Here is a 15480-nt window from a genome sequence, read left to right on the forward strand (position 1 = left end):
AGTGCCAGGCGCGCGGGCTTTCGGTCTTTGCCGACCGTCGGGATGCCGAGGCGAAGGCGCTCAAGTTGCCCCGGTTTCGCGGTTGTTTGGTCTGCCGGGTCACGCTTCAGGCGGGAGCGGGGCGGATTCAACAGACGTTCCAACCCAGTCATCATACTTGGTGGCCGCTGGCGACCTTCGATATTTTGGCGCATTGTGGAATGGAGAACGCATGAAGACCGTCCGCCACACCACCACGCTGTTCTACTACGACGGCCCGCAGGTCTTCGAGGCTCGCGATGCCATCGGCGGTCACTATGTTGCCGTGATGGTCGAGCCTCAGAACGGGCAGGACCGGTATCTGGTTGCGGGTGTTGAACCAGAACGGTTGCGGCAATTTCGCGCTGGATGGGTTGACCTCAGAAGTCTGCTGGCGGAGCGGGCGGTCGAAGATTGGTTTCTGGCTCTTGCGCCCTCGGGATTAGATGAGCCGCTGGTTCTGCAACCGGCCGCCGGCAGCCTCGCGAACAGTGAGTTTCTTCCAGACCCCGGATTCGTCCTGCATGATCGCCCGACGGAGGAAGTCGCGCTGAAGGAGGCGCGCCAGCGAAACAATCTCGTGCTCGAAGTTGCCGCTGATCCTCCCGAAGCGGCGGCAGAGCACCGCATTCGCGTCAACACGCTCATCGGCCTGCTGGGACACGTGCAGACGATGGTCAAGCACGCCTATGGCGCGGCAGTGCGTGAACTCTCGCCTGACAATCGCCGCGCAATCGACAAGACGGATGCTCATCTCATGGACGTGGTGATTCCGGCGGGAGCGGGGTCGTTTCGCGTGGTTTTGGAGGCGGCGCAGAAGCCGAACCTGGTCGGACACAGTGAACTCGCACGGGCACTCCAGCGCGTGGATGTATTGTTTGAGAACGCAAGTGATCCACAAAAGGCGCTGGCCACGGTGAAGGCGCATCGCGGCCATCTGGCCGGAGCTTACCTTCGGTTGCTGCGCTTCCTGGTGCAGCACAAGACGGGGCTGCGTTATTCATGGGCTGAACCGGGTTTCACCACGCCAAATCAGCGGGCGGTTGCCGAAGCGGAAGCCGGGCCGTTGGTAGATGTTCTTTCCGGAGTGTCCAACTTGGGCGGGGAATCGCTGACGCTGGTTGGCGAGTTTGAGAAAGTGAACCGGGGAACGGGCGCGTGGGGATTGCTGACGGAAGACGGCCTGGTATCCGGTAAAGTGCGTGACGGCGGACCAAGCCTGGACGGATTGAAGGTCGGAGCACGTTACCGGTTCGCGTGCGTGGAGGAAATTGAAGAGGTTGAAGGGACAGGCCGCGAACAACGCACGCTCTATTTGATCGAACACGAGCCTGCGTGATATGCCCGGCCAAACCACCGAACGCGCTTTTGAAAGCTACGTTGAGGAGATTCTCCTGACGCGCGGCGGCTGGAAGTCCGGCAGCAATGCGGAATGGGACAAGGAGCGGGCATTATTCCCGGCGCAAGTATTCGCGTTCCTCCAAGACACGCAAGCCAAGCTGTGGGCTGAGATGAAAATGCTGCACGCCACCGGCTTGGAGTCGTTGCTGCTCACCACCTTGATCAAGGAGTTGGATGCCAAAGGCTCGCTTCATGTGCTGCGGCATGGGTTCAAGTTTTACGGGAAGACCTTTCGCCTCGCCTACTTCAAGCCCGCGCACGGCGCGAACTTCGAGGTGCTGGAGCAGTTCGGCAAGAACCGCCTTACCGTCACGCGCCAAGTGCCGTGTCATCCCGGCGACAACCGCACGCTCGACATGGTGCTCGCGGTCAACGGTCTGCCCGTGGCGACGATTGAGCTGAAGAATCCCGGCACGGGCCAGAACTGGCGCAACGCGGTTCGCCAATACAAAGAGGACCGCGACCCGCGCGCGCCCTTGTTCGAGTTCAAGAAGCGCGCGTTGGTGCATTTCGCTGACGACCCGGACGAGGTCCACATGACCACCCGGCTGGCGGGTGAGAAGACGCATTTCCTGCCGTTCAATCGCGGCAGCCATCCCGGCCAGATCATCTGCGGCGCGGGCAATCCGCAGCACGAGTCCGGCTATCGCACCGGTTACTTTTGGGAGGACGTGCTCCAGTTCGAGAGCTTTCTCGACATCGTCGGCCACTTCCTGTTCCTCGAAAAGAAGGAGGAGAAGCAGGACGACGGTCGCGGCGGGCATCGCATCGTCGTGAAGGAGACGATGGTGTTCCCGCGATTTCATCAGATGGACGGCGTCCGCAAGCTGATTGCCGCCGCGCGAACCGAAGGGCCGGGGCGCAATTATCTCATCCAACATTCTGCCGGCAGTGGTAAGACCAACAGCATTTCGTGGCTCTCGCACCGGCTCGCCAGTTTGCATGATGCGAAAGACGCGAAGGTATTCGATTGCGTCGTCGTCATCACCGACCGGCAGGTGCTCGACCGGCAATTGCAGGATGCGATTTACCAGATTGAACACGCGCAAGGCGTGGTGAAAGCGATAGACCAGGATTCAAAGCAACTCGCGGCGGCATTGATCGACGGGACGAAGATTGTCATCACCACCTTGCAGAAGTTTCCCTTTGTGTTGCGCGGCTTGCTTCATGCCGCCGGGGCGGAGAAGCAGGACGAAGCAACCGCCGAGCAAAAGGCCGAGGCGGCGAAGTGGGAGGCGGAGATTGCCAAGCGCCGCTACGCCATCATCGTGGACGAGGCGCATTCCAGCCAGAGCGGCGAGACGGCGCGGGAATTGAAAGCCATTCTCGGCTCGGAGGCCAAGGGCGAGACTGACGAAGAAATGCCTGATTGGGAAGACCGCCTCAATCAGGTCATGCAATCGCGCGGCAAACAGCCGAACCTCAGTTTCTTCGCCTTCACCGCCACACCCAAGGGCAAGACGTTGGAGTTGTTCGGACGCAAGGGCGCGAACGGGTTGCCCGAGGCGTTTCATCTGTATTCCATGCGGCAGGCCATCGAGGAGAGGTTCATCCTCGATGTGGTGAAGAACTACACCACCTACGCCACCTATTACCGGTTGGTGAAAGCAATCGAGGACGATCCGAATCTCCCGAAGAAGAAGGCGGCGCGGGCGCTGGCCAAGTTCATGAGCCTGCACCCGCACAATATCGAGCAGAAGACCGAGGTGATGGTGGAACACTTCCGGCAGAAGGTGCGGTCGCATCTGGGCGGTCGCGCCAAGGCGATGGTCGTCACGTCCTCGCGGCTGCACGCCGTGCGCTACATGCAGGCGTTCCAGCGTTACATCACGGAGAATCAGATTCACGATGTGCGTCCGCTGGTGGCGTTCAGCGGCACGGTCAAAGACCCGGAGACCGGTTTGGAATACACCGAGCCGGGGATGAACAAGGATTATGTCACGGGCGAATCCATCAGCGAGAAGCGTTTGCCCGAGCGGTTCGCTTCGCCGGATTACCAGGTGTTGCTGGTCGCGAACAAGTATCAGACGGGATTCGACCAACCGTTGCTTTGCGCCATGTATGTGGACAAGCGGCTCGATGGCGTGCAGGCCGTGCAGACGTTGTCGCGGCTCAATCGCATGATTCCCGGCAAGGAGACGCCATTCGTGCTCGATTTCGTAAACGAGGCGGAGGACATCTACCGCGCCTTCAAGCCGTATTATGACGCGACCAGTTTGCAGGAGGCGTCCGACCCGCAGAAGCTGGAGGCGTTGAAGCACGAACTGGATGCGGCGCAGGTCTATTTCTGGAGCGAAGTGGAGGCGTTTGCGAAAGTGTTCTACAAACCAGTCGCCCGGCAGAGCGCGCAGGATCACGCGGGAATGCAATTGCATCTCCAGCCTGCCGTGGATCGCTTCAAGGCGATGACCGATGACGCGAAGCGGAGCGAGTTCCGCGAGAAGTTGAGCGGCTATGTGAACGTCTATTCGTTCATGAGCCAGATCATGCCGTGGTGCGATCCGACGTTGGAAATGCTCTACAGCTTTGGGCGCTTTCTCCTGCCGCATCTGCCGCACGACCGTGACACGGAGCGGGTGAAAATCAGCGACGAGGTCGGCCTGCAATACTACCGGCTGCAACGCATTTACGCCGGGGAGATTTCACTGCGCGAAGGCGAACCGGAAGGCGTGAAAAGTCCGACCGATGTGGGCACCGGCAAGGCGAAGGATGAAAAAGTGCCCTTGTCGCAAATCATCCAGGTGCTGAATGAACGGTTTGGGACAAATTTCACCGATGAGGACCGGTTTTTCTTCGAGCAAATCCGCGAGAAGGCCACAACCAACGAACAGGTCATCAAGCTCCGTCGCGCGAACCCGTTCGACAAATTCCAGCTTGGATTGAAGCAGTTGATTGAAAATCTCATGGTCGAGCGTATGGCGGACAACGACAAGATCGTCACCCGTTACATGGACGACAAGGAGTTTGGCAGCGCCGCATTCGATGTGTTATCCCGGGCAATTTACGAGTCAATCCCCACCGCCGAAGCGGCGGAAAAACCTTAGATTCGACCCTCAATTTCAAATTCAGCTTTCAGCTCCCGCGCTTTCCTTATTTAATCGCGCCCATGCGAATTTTGTCAGGCATCCAGCCTTCGGGCACGCTGCATCTCGGGAATTATTTCGGCATGATGAAGCCGGCCATCGAGCTGCAGGACCAGGGCGAGGCGCTCTATTTCATCGCCGATTATCACTCGATGACGTCGCTGTTCGACGCCGGGGCACGGCGGCAGAACACGCTGGGCGTGGCGCTCGATTTTCTCGCGTGCGGCCTCGACCCGAAACGCGCCGTGTTCTTCAAACAGTCCGACGTGCCGGAAGTCTGCGAGCTGGCCTGGATGCTCTCCACGCTCACGCCGATGGGCCTGCTGGAGCGCGCCCACTCGTTCAAGGACAAATCGGCCAAGGGCATTCCGGTGAACCACGGCCTCTTTGCCTATCCCGTGCTGATGGCGGCGGACATTTTGATTTACGATTCCAATGTGGTGCCGGTCGGCCAGGATCAGAAGCAACACGTCGAAATGACGCGCGACATCGCCATCAAGTTCAACGAGCAATATGGCCAGACGTTCATCATTCCCGAACCGAAAATCCGTGACGACGTGGCCAAGGTGCCGGGGCTCGACGGCGAGAAGATGAGCAAGAGCTACGGCAACACCATTGAGATTTTCGGCGATGAAAAAGCGCTCCGCAAAAAGGTCATGGCCATCAAGATGGACAGCCGCACGCCCGCCGAGCCCAAGCCGGATGCGGATCAGAATCTTGCCATTCAACTGCTAAAGGTGATCGATTCTGCAGCAGGCAGGGAATACGAGGAAAAGCTCCGCGCCGGCGGCCTGGGCTACGGGGATTTGAAGAAGAAACTGTTCGACGCCTACTGGGAGCACTTCGCGCCGGCGCGGGCCAAACGCGCCGAGCTGGTGGCCAATCTGGATTACGTCCACCAGGTGTTGCAGGACGGCGCCACCCGCGCCCGCGCGCTGGCCCGAACAGTGCTGGACCGCGCCCGTCAGGCCAGCGGGCTGGTGTGAACTTCCACTGAACCCGCGCTCGCTGCCGCGGCCTAGCGCCGTTTCTGCGCGAGCAACCACTCGTAAAGCTGCGGGTTGTTGTAGGTTTCCGTCCACGAATCGTGGAGCGCTTCGGGATAAATCGTGAGCTTCACGTGCTGGTTGCCCGCGCGGTCGCGCGCCGCTTTGACCATGCGCTCGGATTCCTCCATCGGCACCACCGGATCCTTGCCGCCGTGGAAGGCCCAAATCGGCAGCGTCCGCAGCGCCTCGGCGTCGGTCGGGCTGCCCAGCAACGCTTCGATGTAATTGCCCCCGCCGCAAATGGGCACGAGGGCCGCGAAGCGCTGCGGGTATTTCAATCCGAGGCTCCACGTGCCGAAGCCGCCCATGCTCAAGCCCGTGAGGTAAACGCGGTTGGTATCCACCCGGCAGGTGGCCTCCACGTGATCCAGCAGGCGGACGAGCGGTTCCACCGCCCAGCGTTCATTGGCCGGGCATTGCGGCGCGACGATGATGAATGGGAAATTCGTCCCGGCCTGCACGAGCTTGAGCGGGCCGTGTATCGCCACGCGCTGGAGGTCGCCGCCCCGCTCGCCCGCGCCGTGCAAAAACAGCATCAACGGCCAGCGCTGGTCGGGCCGGGCCTCATAATCCGGCGGGAGATACATCAAATAATGCAGTTCAAAGGCGTTGGTCACAACGCCGGAAAGAGTGTTGGGATGCATGGAGGGCTTCAGCGAAGTTTGCGCACGCGCCCCCACCGCAAACAGGGCGGCGAGCGTCAGGAGACAGAAGAGCTTTTTCATGGTCGTAACGGTTGCAATCGCACCTACATCATCTTCAACTTCGGCAAATCCTGCGAATCCACCAGGCCGACGGGCTCGTGCTTCGCGTTCACGACGATCAGGTCGTCGATGTTGCGTTCGTTGAAAATCTTCAGCGCCTCGACCGCCAGGGCCGTGTCGCGGACGGTGATGGGATTGGGCGTCATCACCGATTTGAGCAAGCGCGCCAGCAGCCCGGCATCGGTGGACATGTGCCGGCGAAAGTCGCCATCGGTGAACACGCCCGTCAATTTGCCCCGGGCGTTGACCACGGCCAGGCTGCCGGATTTGGCGCGCGTCATGACCAGCAGCGCCTCCTTCACGGTGAGCGTCTCGCCGGCCACGGCGTTGCGCTCGCCCGCCCGCATGATTTCGCCGACGCGCAGGAGCATCGCCCGGCCAATGGCACCCGACGGATGGTAGCGGGCGTAATCGCTTTGCTTGAAGCCGCGCGCCTGCAAAACCGCCATCGCCAGCGCGTCACCCATGACAAGCGTCGCGGTGGTGCTGGCCGTGGGGGCCAGGTTGAACGGGCAGGCTTCCTTGGGCACGCGGACGTTCAGGACCACGTCACTGTGCTTCGCGAGCGAGGACTTTACGCCGCCGGTGAGCGCAATGATTTTGACGTTGAACCGCTTCATTGCGGGCAGCAGGTTGAGCAGCTCCTCGGACTCGCCCGAATAACTCAGGGCCAGCACCACGTCGCCGTCGTTGATGATGCCCAGGTCGCCGTGCAGCGCGTCCACGCTGTCGAGCACGACGCTGGTGGAACCGGTGCTGGTGAGGGTGGCGGAAATCTTCCGGCCGACGGCGCCGGACTTGCCGATGCCGACGATGATGAGTTTGGCGCGGTTGCGGAGCGCGGCCACGATGAGTTCCACGGCGCGGGTGAATTGTCCGTCCAACTCGGCCCGCACGGCCCGCACGGCCGCGAGTTCGATGTCGAAGACTTCCCGCGCTCTGGCCAGATGACTCATTGGCGGAGCATACAAAGGCCGGACCGCCGATTTCAAACAGGATTCCCGCAGCGGTCGGCGCCGGGGCCAGTTGCGTTGACGCGCGGGATGCGGCAGATTGGCAGCCGATGAAAACACTGCTGCTCGGTTTCCTGATGCTGGGTTGTGTCGCGTCCGCCCTGGCCATCACGCCCCAGGAGCTGGACGCCCGCATTGCCAAACTGGCGGACAAGCTTGATGCCTTGCAGGACAAGCCGGACAAACGCATCCCCGCCGGCACGCTGGCCAAGGCCAAAGGGGTCATCCTGCTCGACCGCACCAAGGCGGGCTTCATCTTTGCCTACCAGGGCGGCGGCGGCGTGGCCATGGTCAAAGACGCCAGCGGCCACTGGAGCCCCGTGGCGTTTGTCAGCGCCAACGAAGCCAGCCTCGGCCTGCAAATAGGCGGCGAACAAAATTTCTACGTCATCCTGCTGATGAGCACGAACGCAACCAAATCGCTGACCGATTCGACCATTGATTTCGGCGGGGAAGCGCGGGGCACGGGCGGCAACCGATCGGAAGGCAAGGAGGCAAACTTCACGGCGGAACCCGCGGTGCAAATTTATGCGGACCGCACGGGCGTGTTTGGCGCCGCGGCCATCAAAGGCGGCGCGATCGGGCCGGATGAAAAGGCAAACGTTGCCTACTATCACCAGGCGTTGACGATGCGCGACATCTTGTTCGCTCAAAAGGTGAAGCCCAGCGAAGCCGCGACGAACCTCGCCAAAAAGCTGGATGACTACGCGAAGAGCGAGTCCGGCAAGAAGTGAGCCCGCCGGCCCGGACAGGGCCCGGATTATTCCACGTTGGGATACGACCCGAGCACTTTCACGAAGCTGCAGTGCTGCGTGAGCTGCTCGATTGATTTCGCCACGCGGCGGTCGGCCTGATGGCCGTCGCAATCCACAAAGAAGAAATACTCCCACGCCTTCCGCTTGCTCGGGCGCGATTCGATTTTCGTCATGTTGATGCGGTAACGGCGAAACGGCGCCAGCGCGCGATGCAGGGCGCCCACGGCGTCCACCACGCTGAACATGAGGCTGGTGCGGTCATTGCCCGTGGCGGGCGGGCACTTGCGCCCGAGCACGAGAAAGCGCGTCGCGTTGGCCGTGTTGTCCTGGATGTCCTTTTCCAGCACGGTCAGACCGTATTGCCCGGCCGCCAAGGCACCGCCAATGGCGCCGGCCTTGGGATCCTTGGCCGCGAGTTCGGCGGAGCGGGCGTTGGATGAGGTTTCAATGATTTCCGCCTGGGGAAATTTCCGGGCGATCCAGCCGCGGCATTGCGCGAGCGATTGCGGGTGGACGTAAAGCTTCTGGATGCGCGACCGCGCCACCCGGCTCATGAGGCATTGCTGAATCGGCAGGATGATTTGCGCGACAATCTTCAGGTCGCTGTCCACGAACATGTCGAGCGTGTGCGTCACCACGCCTTCGGTGGAATTCTCGACGGGCACCACGCCGTATTCGGCCCGACCGCGGCTGACTTCACGGAAAACGTCGGTGATGGTTTTTTGCGGCGCGTAACTGAGGCTGGCGCCGAATTTCTTGATGGCCGCCTGATGCGTGAACGTCGCTTCCGGCCCGAGATACGCAATGGTCATGGACTTTTCCACGGACAGTGAACTCGACATGATCTCGCGATAGATGGCCCGGATGGAGTCGTCCGTGATCGGTCCTTCGTTGAGCTTGCACACGCGGTTGAACACGGCCAGTTCGCGGTGCGGTGCGTAGATTTCCTCGCCGTCCTTGCGCTTGAGATGGCCGATTTCGAGCACGTGCTTGGTGCGCTCGTTGAGCAGCCGGACAATCTGTGCGTCGAGCGCGTCGATGGCTTTGCGATGTTCGGAAATGTTCACGGCAGCCTCCTTGATCAATTCAAGCCGTCGGCGGCACATCGGCCGGCGGTTCCGGCGCAGGCGGGGCCTCGGCGGCTTCCGGGGAATTCGCCGGCTCAACCGGCGTGGCCGCCAGCGGCTCCGGCGGCACGGTGGCCAGGCCGGGCTCGGCCGTTGCCAGCGGCGGTTTCTCAACCGGAATGCGCCGCAGTTCATCAGCCGCCGGCAAATCATCCAGCGCCCGCAGCCCGAAATATTCGAGGAACACCGGCGTCGTCCCGTAAGTCACGGGCCGGCCGGCGGCTTCCGCACGCCCGACCTGCTCGATGAGTCCGCGTTCCAACAGGGTCTGCATCACGCCGTCCACGCTCACGCCACGGACTTGTTCAATCTCCGAACGCGTCAGCGGCTGGCGATAGGCCACGATGGCCAGGGTTTCGAGGGCCGGCTGCGACAACCGCGGCGGACGAGCCTTGTGGCCGACCAATGCCTTGAGCCACGGCGCGTAGTCGGGTTGCGTCACGAACTGCCACGCGCCGGCCACGCACGCCAGCCGGTAGCTGCGGGCGGCCTGTTCGTGCTCCACCGCGAGCTGCTGCAGGGCGGACTCCAGTTCGGCTTCCTTCACCTTGCGGAATCCCCGGACGACCTCGTCGTTTTCCGCATGCTCGACGGCGCTGGCGAACACGTCACGCAATTCGCGGGTGGTCAGCGGCTTTTGCGCGGCAAACAGCAGCGCCTCCAGAATGAATTTCAACTCCATCTTAAGCGGTCTGGGTGTTGGCCTGGTCCAGCTCCCAAGCGTTGGTTTCCGGGGCAGGACTCAGGCTGGGCGCGGGCTCGGCCTGCGGGCCTCGGCCAATTTCGATGTCGCCAAATGCCTCGGATTGCAGGGCCACCAGCACTTTGAGGCGGATCAACTCCAGCATGGCCAGAAAGGTGACCACCACCTCGGTGCGGCTCGTGGCGTTCGCAAACAATTCGGAGAACTTCAGGCGCGACTGGGTGGAAATGGAGCGGCGCAACAAATCAATCTTTTCGCTCACCGACCATTTGTCCTCAAAGATTTCTCGCAGATCCTCCTTCTTCTCGCTGAATCGCTTGAGGATCGTGCTGACGGCATTGACCAGGTCGAAAATCGAGGCTTCGGCCTTGTTGGCCGGCGCATCCCGGTCAAATTCGAGCTTGGGCGGGAGGCGCGGGAAGATGGCCCCCTGACGGATTTCCATTTCCTGCAACCGGGCGGCGGCGTCCTTGAATTTCTTGTATTCGACGAGCTGCCGGATCAGTTCCCAGCGCGGATCATCGCCGTCCTCCTCGCCTTCGGTTTCGACCTGCTGCTCCTTCGGCAGCAGTTCACGGCTCTTGATATACATGAGGGTCGCGGCCATGACGACGAATTCGCCGGCGATTTCCAAATCGAGCATCCGCATCGTCTCGATGTATTCGATGAACTTGGTGGCGAGCTGGGTCAAATTGACTTCATAAATGTCAACCTCCTCCTTCTTAATGAGATAAAGAAGGAGGTCGAGCGGACCTTCGAAGACCTCGAACTGGACTTTGTATTCAGCCATGACGCCCCAACCGGTAAACGCGGGACGGTGGATGCTATGCCGGGGCCGACCGGCTTGGCAACGCCGGAGCACGATTTGGCTGTCCCATTTTCTGTCCCCCGACGAACCAGTTGACAGGGGGCGGTGGGGAAACATAAGTTGAAAACAGTTCGGGTGGCAGCACGTTTCTTCAGCGGGGTTCCCCACCCCCACCTCCTTGGCGTCTGCCACCCGAACGCAGTTTTGGCCGCCGTGAGGCTTGACGCTTCGCCGGCGGCCGACTACTGTTTGCGCCCCATTGCGGGGGTGTAGCTCAATTGGTTAGAGCGCTGCCCTGTCACGGCAGAGGTTACGGGTTCGAGCCCCGCCACTCCCGCCACTTTCCCGCAGGCTCCAACTTCACACAACGAGCGCGAAGGCCGCAAACCAAGCAGTCTGCCGAACCACTCATACCCGCATCGGCCGATGGTTTGCAAATCTGGCTGTTGGATACGACCCATCGGTTCCTTTTGCCTTTGCGGCCTTGGCGGACGTTGCGCCAGGTTTCGCAGCAATCCAGTTCGTCGCAGGGCCGAAGGCAATTAACGCATCCTTTAATTTGGCCCCTCACAATTAAAGGTTGAGGCCTCATCCTTTAATTGCTCCGAGGGGCTGGCCCAAATCGCCGGTTGCCCGATCCATTGTCCCGCGGTTGTCTTGCCAAGCAGGTCGCCAATTGAAGCCGGGCAAACCGAAGCGCGGTTTTAACCGCCGTTCCAACATTGACGCCACCGATTGTCCCCGGGACTTTGACGATCACGACGTGCGGCTCGCCCAGATAACTTGAGTCGGCTTCACTCGTTACCTAGATTGCCGGGAATGAGCACACCGTTGAATGAGCAGGTGCAGGCAACTGCCCGTTGGATCAAGCAATTGCGCGAGGAAATCGCCCACGTCATCGTCGGCCAGGAACAACTCGTGGATCGCCTGCTCGTCGGCCTGCTCGCCAATGGCCACGTCTTGCTGGAAGGCGTGCCCGGGCTGGCCAAAACCCTGTCCGTCCGCACGCTGGCCGCAGCGATTCACGCCACGTTTCATCGCATCCAGTTCACGCCCGACCTGCTGCCCGCCGACATCGTCGGCACGCTGATTTACAATCCGCAGGACGGCAAATACCACGCCACGCGCGGCCCGGTCTTCGCCAACTTCGTCCTCGCCGACGAAATCAACCGCGCCCCGGCCAAGGTTCAATCCGCCTTGCTCGAAGCCATGCAGGAACGCCAGGTCACGCTCGGTGGCGAAACCATGCCATTGCCCTCGCCGTTCCTCGTGCTGGCCACGGAAAACCCGATCGACCAGGAAGGCACCTATCCGCTGCCCGAGGCGCAGGTGGACCGGTTCATGTTCAAGGTGCTGCTCGACTACCCTTCGTTTGAGGAGGAGCGAAAAATTCTCGACCGGATGGCCTTCACCGCGCCGGAGACGGTGGTGAAGCCGGTCATTGCGCTCGATGAAATCCGCAAGACGCGCCAGCTGGTGGACCAGATTCACGTGGACGACAAGGTGCGCGATTACATCGTCCACGTCGTGTTCGCCACGCGGCAGCCGGAGAAATACAAGCTGGACGTGAAGAACTTCATCCAATTCGGCGCCTCGCCACGAGCGACGATTTACCTGACGGTTGCGGCAAAGGCCTGGGCGCTCCTGCAAGGCCGCGCCTACGTCACACCCGAGGACGTGAAGAGCATCGGCCCTGACGTGCTCCGCCACCGCATCATCCTGACCTACGAAGCCGAGGCGCAGGCGGTGACGACGGACGCCATCATCAAGAAGATTTTCAACGCCGTGCCGGTGCCGTGAGGAGAAACAGAAATGGCAAACGAAACCATCCAGATTTGTCAGGAATGTGGAACCATTGGCCATACCACGACACGAACCAAAGGGAGTTTGGGACTTGAGATTTTACTTTGGCTCTTTTTCTTCGTTCCCGGTCTTTTTTACTCAATATGGCGACGGTCATCACAAGAAGAGGTTTGCGATCGTTGCGCTGGCAAGATGATTCCAGTAGATACGCCACGAGGGCAGATGCTTATGCAACAGTATTATCCTCCCAGCGATACTGCACATGCCCCGGCTAAGACACTCAAGCCCAAGGCAACGCATACCTATTCATACTTCTATTCTGTCGATGGCACTGATTCCGGCCCGCATTCCTTGGGACAAATGTTAGCGTTTCGGCATTCTGGAACAATTGCCGACGATACTTTAGTTGTGCGTGAGGGAGATAAGGAGTGGAGAATGCTTTCCGAGTTTCCGGAGTTATCTGGGCAGTAGCCATAAACCACGCTTTAGATTACATCGCCAAAAAGATTTTCAATCTCATGAAGCTCCAAGCCCTCCTCGCCACGCTCGCTCTAGCCTCATGCAACGCCTGCATAGCACAACCCGTCCGGCCCACGCCCGCGAAGGCCGCGCACACATTCGCCATCGGCACAAATGATTTCCTGCTCGACGGCCAGCGGTTTCAGATTCGTTGTGGCGAAATTCATGCCGCGCGCGTGCCCCGGGAATATTGGCGGCACCGTTTGCAGATGGCCAGGGCGATGGGCTTGAACACCGTTTGCGCCTACCTCTTCTGGAACATGGTGGAGCCGCGCCCCGGCGAATTCGACTGGTCCGGGCAGGCCGACATCGCCGAATTCTGTCGCCTCGCGCAGGCGGAGGGTTTGTGGGTCATCCTGCGGCCCGGCCCCTACGCCTGCGCCGAATGGGAAATGGGCGGCCTGCCCTGGTGGCTGCTCAAATACGACGACATCAAGCTCCGCACCCGCGATCCGCGCTATCTCGACGCCGCCAAGCGTTACCTCAAGGAAGTCGGCCGCGTGCTCGGCCCGCTGCAAGTCACCAAGGGCGGTCCCATCCTCATGGTGCAGGTCGAGAACGAATACGGCTTCTACGGCAAGGACGCCGAATACATGGGCGAACTCCGCCAGGCGATGATTGACGCCGGGTTCGACGTGCCGCTCTTCGCGTGCAATCCGCCTTATGCGCTCAAGAATGGCTATCGCAAAGACCTGTTCCCCGTCGTCAACTTTGGCTCCGATCCCGCCGCCGGCTTCAAGGCGCTCCGCGAAATCCTCCCGCAAGGCCCGCTCATGTGCGGCGAATTCTATCCCGGCTGGTTCGATACCTGGGGTTCGCCGCATCACCTCGGCAAGACCGATCAATATCTGAAGGACCTCGAAACCATGCTGAAGGAAGGCGCGTCGTTCAGCATCTACATGGCGCATGGCGGGACGAGCTTCGGCTTTTGGAGCGGCGCGGACCGGCCCTTCAAGCCTGACACATCGAGCTACGATTACGACGCGCCCATCAGCGAAGCTGGTTGGCCGACGGATAAATTCTACAAAACACGCGAGCTGTTCGCGAAGCATCTGCTCCCGGGCGAAACCATTCCCGAACCGCCGGCGAAGAATCCGGTGATTTCGGTTCCCCCGGTAGAGGTGAAGGAGTTTGCGCCGATCGTTTCAAATGGCTTTGAGCCCGTTTCCGATGAACAACCACACAACTTTGAACAGTATGATCAAGGCTTTGGCTGCATCGTTTACCACACGATTGTCCCCTCCGGGTCAGCAGCGACATTAGAAGCAAAGGCCGTTCACGACAACGCGCAGGTGCTTCTGAATGGAAAGCGCATTGGCTTTATGGATCGCCGAAGCAACCATTACAAAGTTCAATTGCCCGACCGCAAAGAGGCTGGCGCGCTGACATTGATTGTTGAAGCAATGGGGCGGGTAAATTTTGGTGTTGAGGTACATGACCGCAAAGGGATTCACGGGCCTGTGACACTCGGCGGGAAAGAGTTGACGAATTGGGCGATCTTCAAGCTTCCACTCGATGGTACGATGCTTGGCGATTTGAAATTTTATTCCGCCAAACCGCCTGGTCCGGCCTTCTACCGAGCCACTGTGAACGTTGAAAAATCCGGCGACACCTGGCTCGACATGCGTCCATGGGGCAAAGGTTACGCGTGGGTCAACGGCCACAACCTCGGGCGCTATTGGAACATCGGCCCGCAGCAGACGATGTATGTCCCCGGCTGCTGGCTCAAGAAAGGTGCGAACGAAATCATCATCCTCGACCTGCTCGGACCGGAGAAGCCCGTCATCGCCGCGCTCGATCACCCGATCCTCGACGAGCTGCACCCGGAGAAAGATTTCGCCCGCGTGCGGCGCGCCGAGGTGAAGCTGCATCTCGAAAGCGCGAAGCCCGTCCACGCCGCCGCGTTCGCTGCCGGAGCCGCGCAGCAGGACGTGAAATTCGCCGCGTCCGCCAAGGGCCGTTTCTTCTGCCTTGAAACCCTGAGCGCGCAAGACGGCCAGCCCTACGCCGCCATCGCTGAACTCGAATTGCTCGATGCCGACGGCAAACCGTTGAGCCACGAAGGCTGGACCGTCGCCTATGTGGACAGCGAGGAGCGGGCGAAGGAAGATGGCACCGCCGAAAACGCAATTGACGGTCAGACCGCCAACTTCTGGCACACCGAATGGAGCAACAAAAAGCCGAACCACCCTCACCGCCTCATCCTCGACCTCGGCCAATCCCGCGAAGTCGCCGGGTTCCGCTACACCCCGCGCCAAGGTCAGGGCGGCGGGCGGATCAAGGACTACAAGGTTTACGTGGGCGATGGTTTGGTCACCAAGTGACGATGCATTTACGATTTACGATTTGCGATTTACGCGTTGGTAGTGGCACGGGCGTCTCGCCCGTGAGGTCATTCTCTGGTTCCTGTTGCTCCGCCATCTCCCTGCAGCATCAA

Annotated in this window: 12 protein-coding genes and 1 tRNA gene; 8 read left to right on the forward strand and 5 right to left on the reverse strand. The window is 60.6% G+C overall.

The features are described 5' to 3' along the window. Positions 1–211 precede the first annotated feature (211 nt). From VFV96_08430 to trpS, 3 genes are all read left to right on the forward strand, one after another. Complete coding sequence (locus VFV96_08430) at positions 212–1357, forward strand: DUF6575 domain-containing protein (GenBank protein ID HEU5070424.1); 1146 nt, start codon at positions 212–214, stop codon at positions 1355–1357. A 1-nt stretch (position 1358) separates the two neighbouring features. After that, positions 1359–4463, forward strand: coding sequence for a type I restriction endonuclease (locus VFV96_08435; protein HEU5070425.1), 3105 nt, complete (start codon positions 1359–1361; stop codon positions 4461–4463). Between the two features lie 62 nt (positions 4464–4525). Further along, positions 4526–5488 (forward strand): tryptophan--tRNA ligase, encoded by a 963-nt coding sequence (trpS, locus tag VFV96_08440; protein HEU5070426.1) that lies wholly within the window; start codon positions 4526–4528, stop codon positions 5486–5488. 32 nt (positions 5489–5520) lie between these two features. Here trpS and VFV96_08445 read toward each other — a convergent pair whose 3' ends face one another. Further along, positions 5521–6276 carry an alpha/beta hydrolase gene (locus tag VFV96_08445; GenBank protein ID HEU5070427.1) on the reverse strand — a complete coding sequence of 252 codons (756 nt, stop codon included), beginning with the start codon at positions 6274–6276 and terminating at the stop codon, positions 5521–5523. 23 nt (positions 6277–6299) lie between these two features. After that, complete coding sequence (locus VFV96_08450; GenBank protein ID HEU5070428.1) at positions 6300–7271, reverse strand: KpsF/GutQ family sugar-phosphate isomerase; 972 nt, start codon at positions 7269–7271, stop codon at positions 6300–6302. Positions 7272–7378: 107 nt separating this feature from the next. On the opposite strand from VFV96_08450, the gene VFV96_08455 reads away from it, so the two are divergent. Further along, positions 7379–8062 carry a lipid-binding SYLF domain-containing protein gene (locus VFV96_08455; GenBank protein ID HEU5070429.1) on the forward strand — a complete coding sequence of 228 codons (684 nt, stop codon included), beginning with the start codon at positions 7379–7381 and terminating at the stop codon, positions 8060–8062. Positions 8063–8088: 26 nt separating this feature from the next. Here VFV96_08455 and pheA read toward each other — a convergent pair whose 3' ends face one another. Genes pheA through VFV96_08470 form a run of 3 tightly spaced genes read right to left on the reverse strand, consistent with a single transcriptional unit; the run spans position 8089 to position 10703 of the window. Next, positions 8089–9150 carry a prephenate dehydratase gene (pheA, locus tag VFV96_08460; GenBank protein HEU5070430.1) on the reverse strand — a complete coding sequence of 354 codons (1062 nt, stop codon included), beginning with the start codon at positions 9148–9150 and terminating at the stop codon, positions 8089–8091. Between the two features lie 19 nt (positions 9151–9169). Continuing rightward, entirely contained in the window at positions 9170–9892 is a 723-nt protein-coding gene (gene scpB / locus VFV96_08465; protein HEU5070431.1) for an SMC-Scp complex subunit ScpB, read from the reverse strand. 1 nt (position 9893) lies between these two features. Continuing rightward, positions 9894–10703 carry a segregation/condensation protein A gene (locus VFV96_08470; GenBank protein HEU5070432.1) on the reverse strand — a complete coding sequence of 270 codons (810 nt, stop codon included), beginning with the start codon at positions 10701–10703 and terminating at the stop codon, positions 9894–9896. Positions 10704–10984: 281 nt separating this feature from the next. On the opposite strand from VFV96_08470, the gene VFV96_08475 reads away from it, so the two are divergent. The 4 genes from VFV96_08475 (at position 10985) to VFV96_08490 (ending at position 15367) form a co-directional block, all read left to right on the forward strand. After that, a tRNA-Asp gene (locus VFV96_08475) sits at positions 10985–11061 on the forward strand. A gap of 479 nt (positions 11062–11540) precedes the next feature. Then, positions 11541–12521 (forward strand): MoxR family ATPase, encoded by a 981-nt coding sequence (locus tag VFV96_08480; protein HEU5070433.1) that lies wholly within the window; start codon positions 11541–11543, stop codon positions 12519–12521. Between the two features lie 12 nt (positions 12522–12533). Next, positions 12534–12995, forward strand: a complete 462-nt coding sequence (locus VFV96_08485) for a DUF4339 domain-containing protein (GenBank protein ID HEU5070434.1) — start codon at positions 12534–12536, stop codon at positions 12993–12995. 47 nt (positions 12996–13042) lie between these two features. Continuing rightward, entirely contained in the window at positions 13043–15367 is a 2325-nt protein-coding gene (locus VFV96_08490; GenBank protein HEU5070435.1) for a beta-galactosidase, read from the forward strand. Positions 15368–15480 lie beyond the last annotated feature (113 nt).

This window comes from Verrucomicrobiia bacterium, assembly GCA_035765895.1.
In the GTDB taxonomy this organism is placed as follows: Bacteria; Verrucomicrobiota; Verrucomicrobiia; order Limisphaerales; family DSYF01; genus DSYF01.

Bases quoted from the DNA above. Each gene is read 5' to 3' on its own strand.
- VFV96_08430 (HEU5070424.1), top strand. From the start codon at position 212: ATGAAGACCGTCCGCCACACCACCACGCTGTTCTACTACGACGGCCCG.
- VFV96_08435 (HEU5070425.1), top strand. From the start codon at position 1,359: ATGCCCGGCCAAACCACCGAACGCGCTTTTGAAAGCTACGTTGAGGAG.
- trpS (HEU5070426.1), top strand. From the start codon at position 4,526: ATGCGAATTTTGTCAGGCATCCAGCCTTCGGGCACGCTGCATCTCGGG.
- VFV96_08445 (HEU5070427.1), bottom strand. From the start codon at position 6,276: ATGAAAAAGCTCTTCTGTCTCCTGACGCTCGCCGCCCTGTTTGCGGTG.
- VFV96_08450 (HEU5070428.1), bottom strand. From the start codon at position 7,271: ATGAGTCATCTGGCCAGAGCGCGGGAAGTCTTCGACATCGAACTCGCG.
- VFV96_08455 (HEU5070429.1), top strand. From the start codon at position 7,379: ATGAAAACACTGCTGCTCGGTTTCCTGATGCTGGGTTGTGTCGCGTCC.
- scpB (HEU5070431.1), bottom strand. From the start codon at position 9,892: ATGGAGTTGAAATTCATTCTGGAGGCGCTGCTGTTTGCCGCGCAAAAG.
- VFV96_08470 (HEU5070432.1), bottom strand. From the start codon at position 10,703: ATGGCTGAATACAAAGTCCAGTTCGAGGTCTTCGAAGGTCCGCTCGAC.
- VFV96_08480 (HEU5070433.1), top strand. From the start codon at position 11,541: ATGAGCACACCGTTGAATGAGCAGGTGCAGGCAACTGCCCGTTGGATC.
- VFV96_08485 (HEU5070434.1), top strand. From the start codon at position 12,534: ATGGCAAACGAAACCATCCAGATTTGTCAGGAATGTGGAACCATTGGC.
- VFV96_08490 (HEU5070435.1), top strand. From the start codon at position 13,043: ATGAAGCTCCAAGCCCTCCTCGCCACGCTCGCTCTAGCCTCATGCAAC.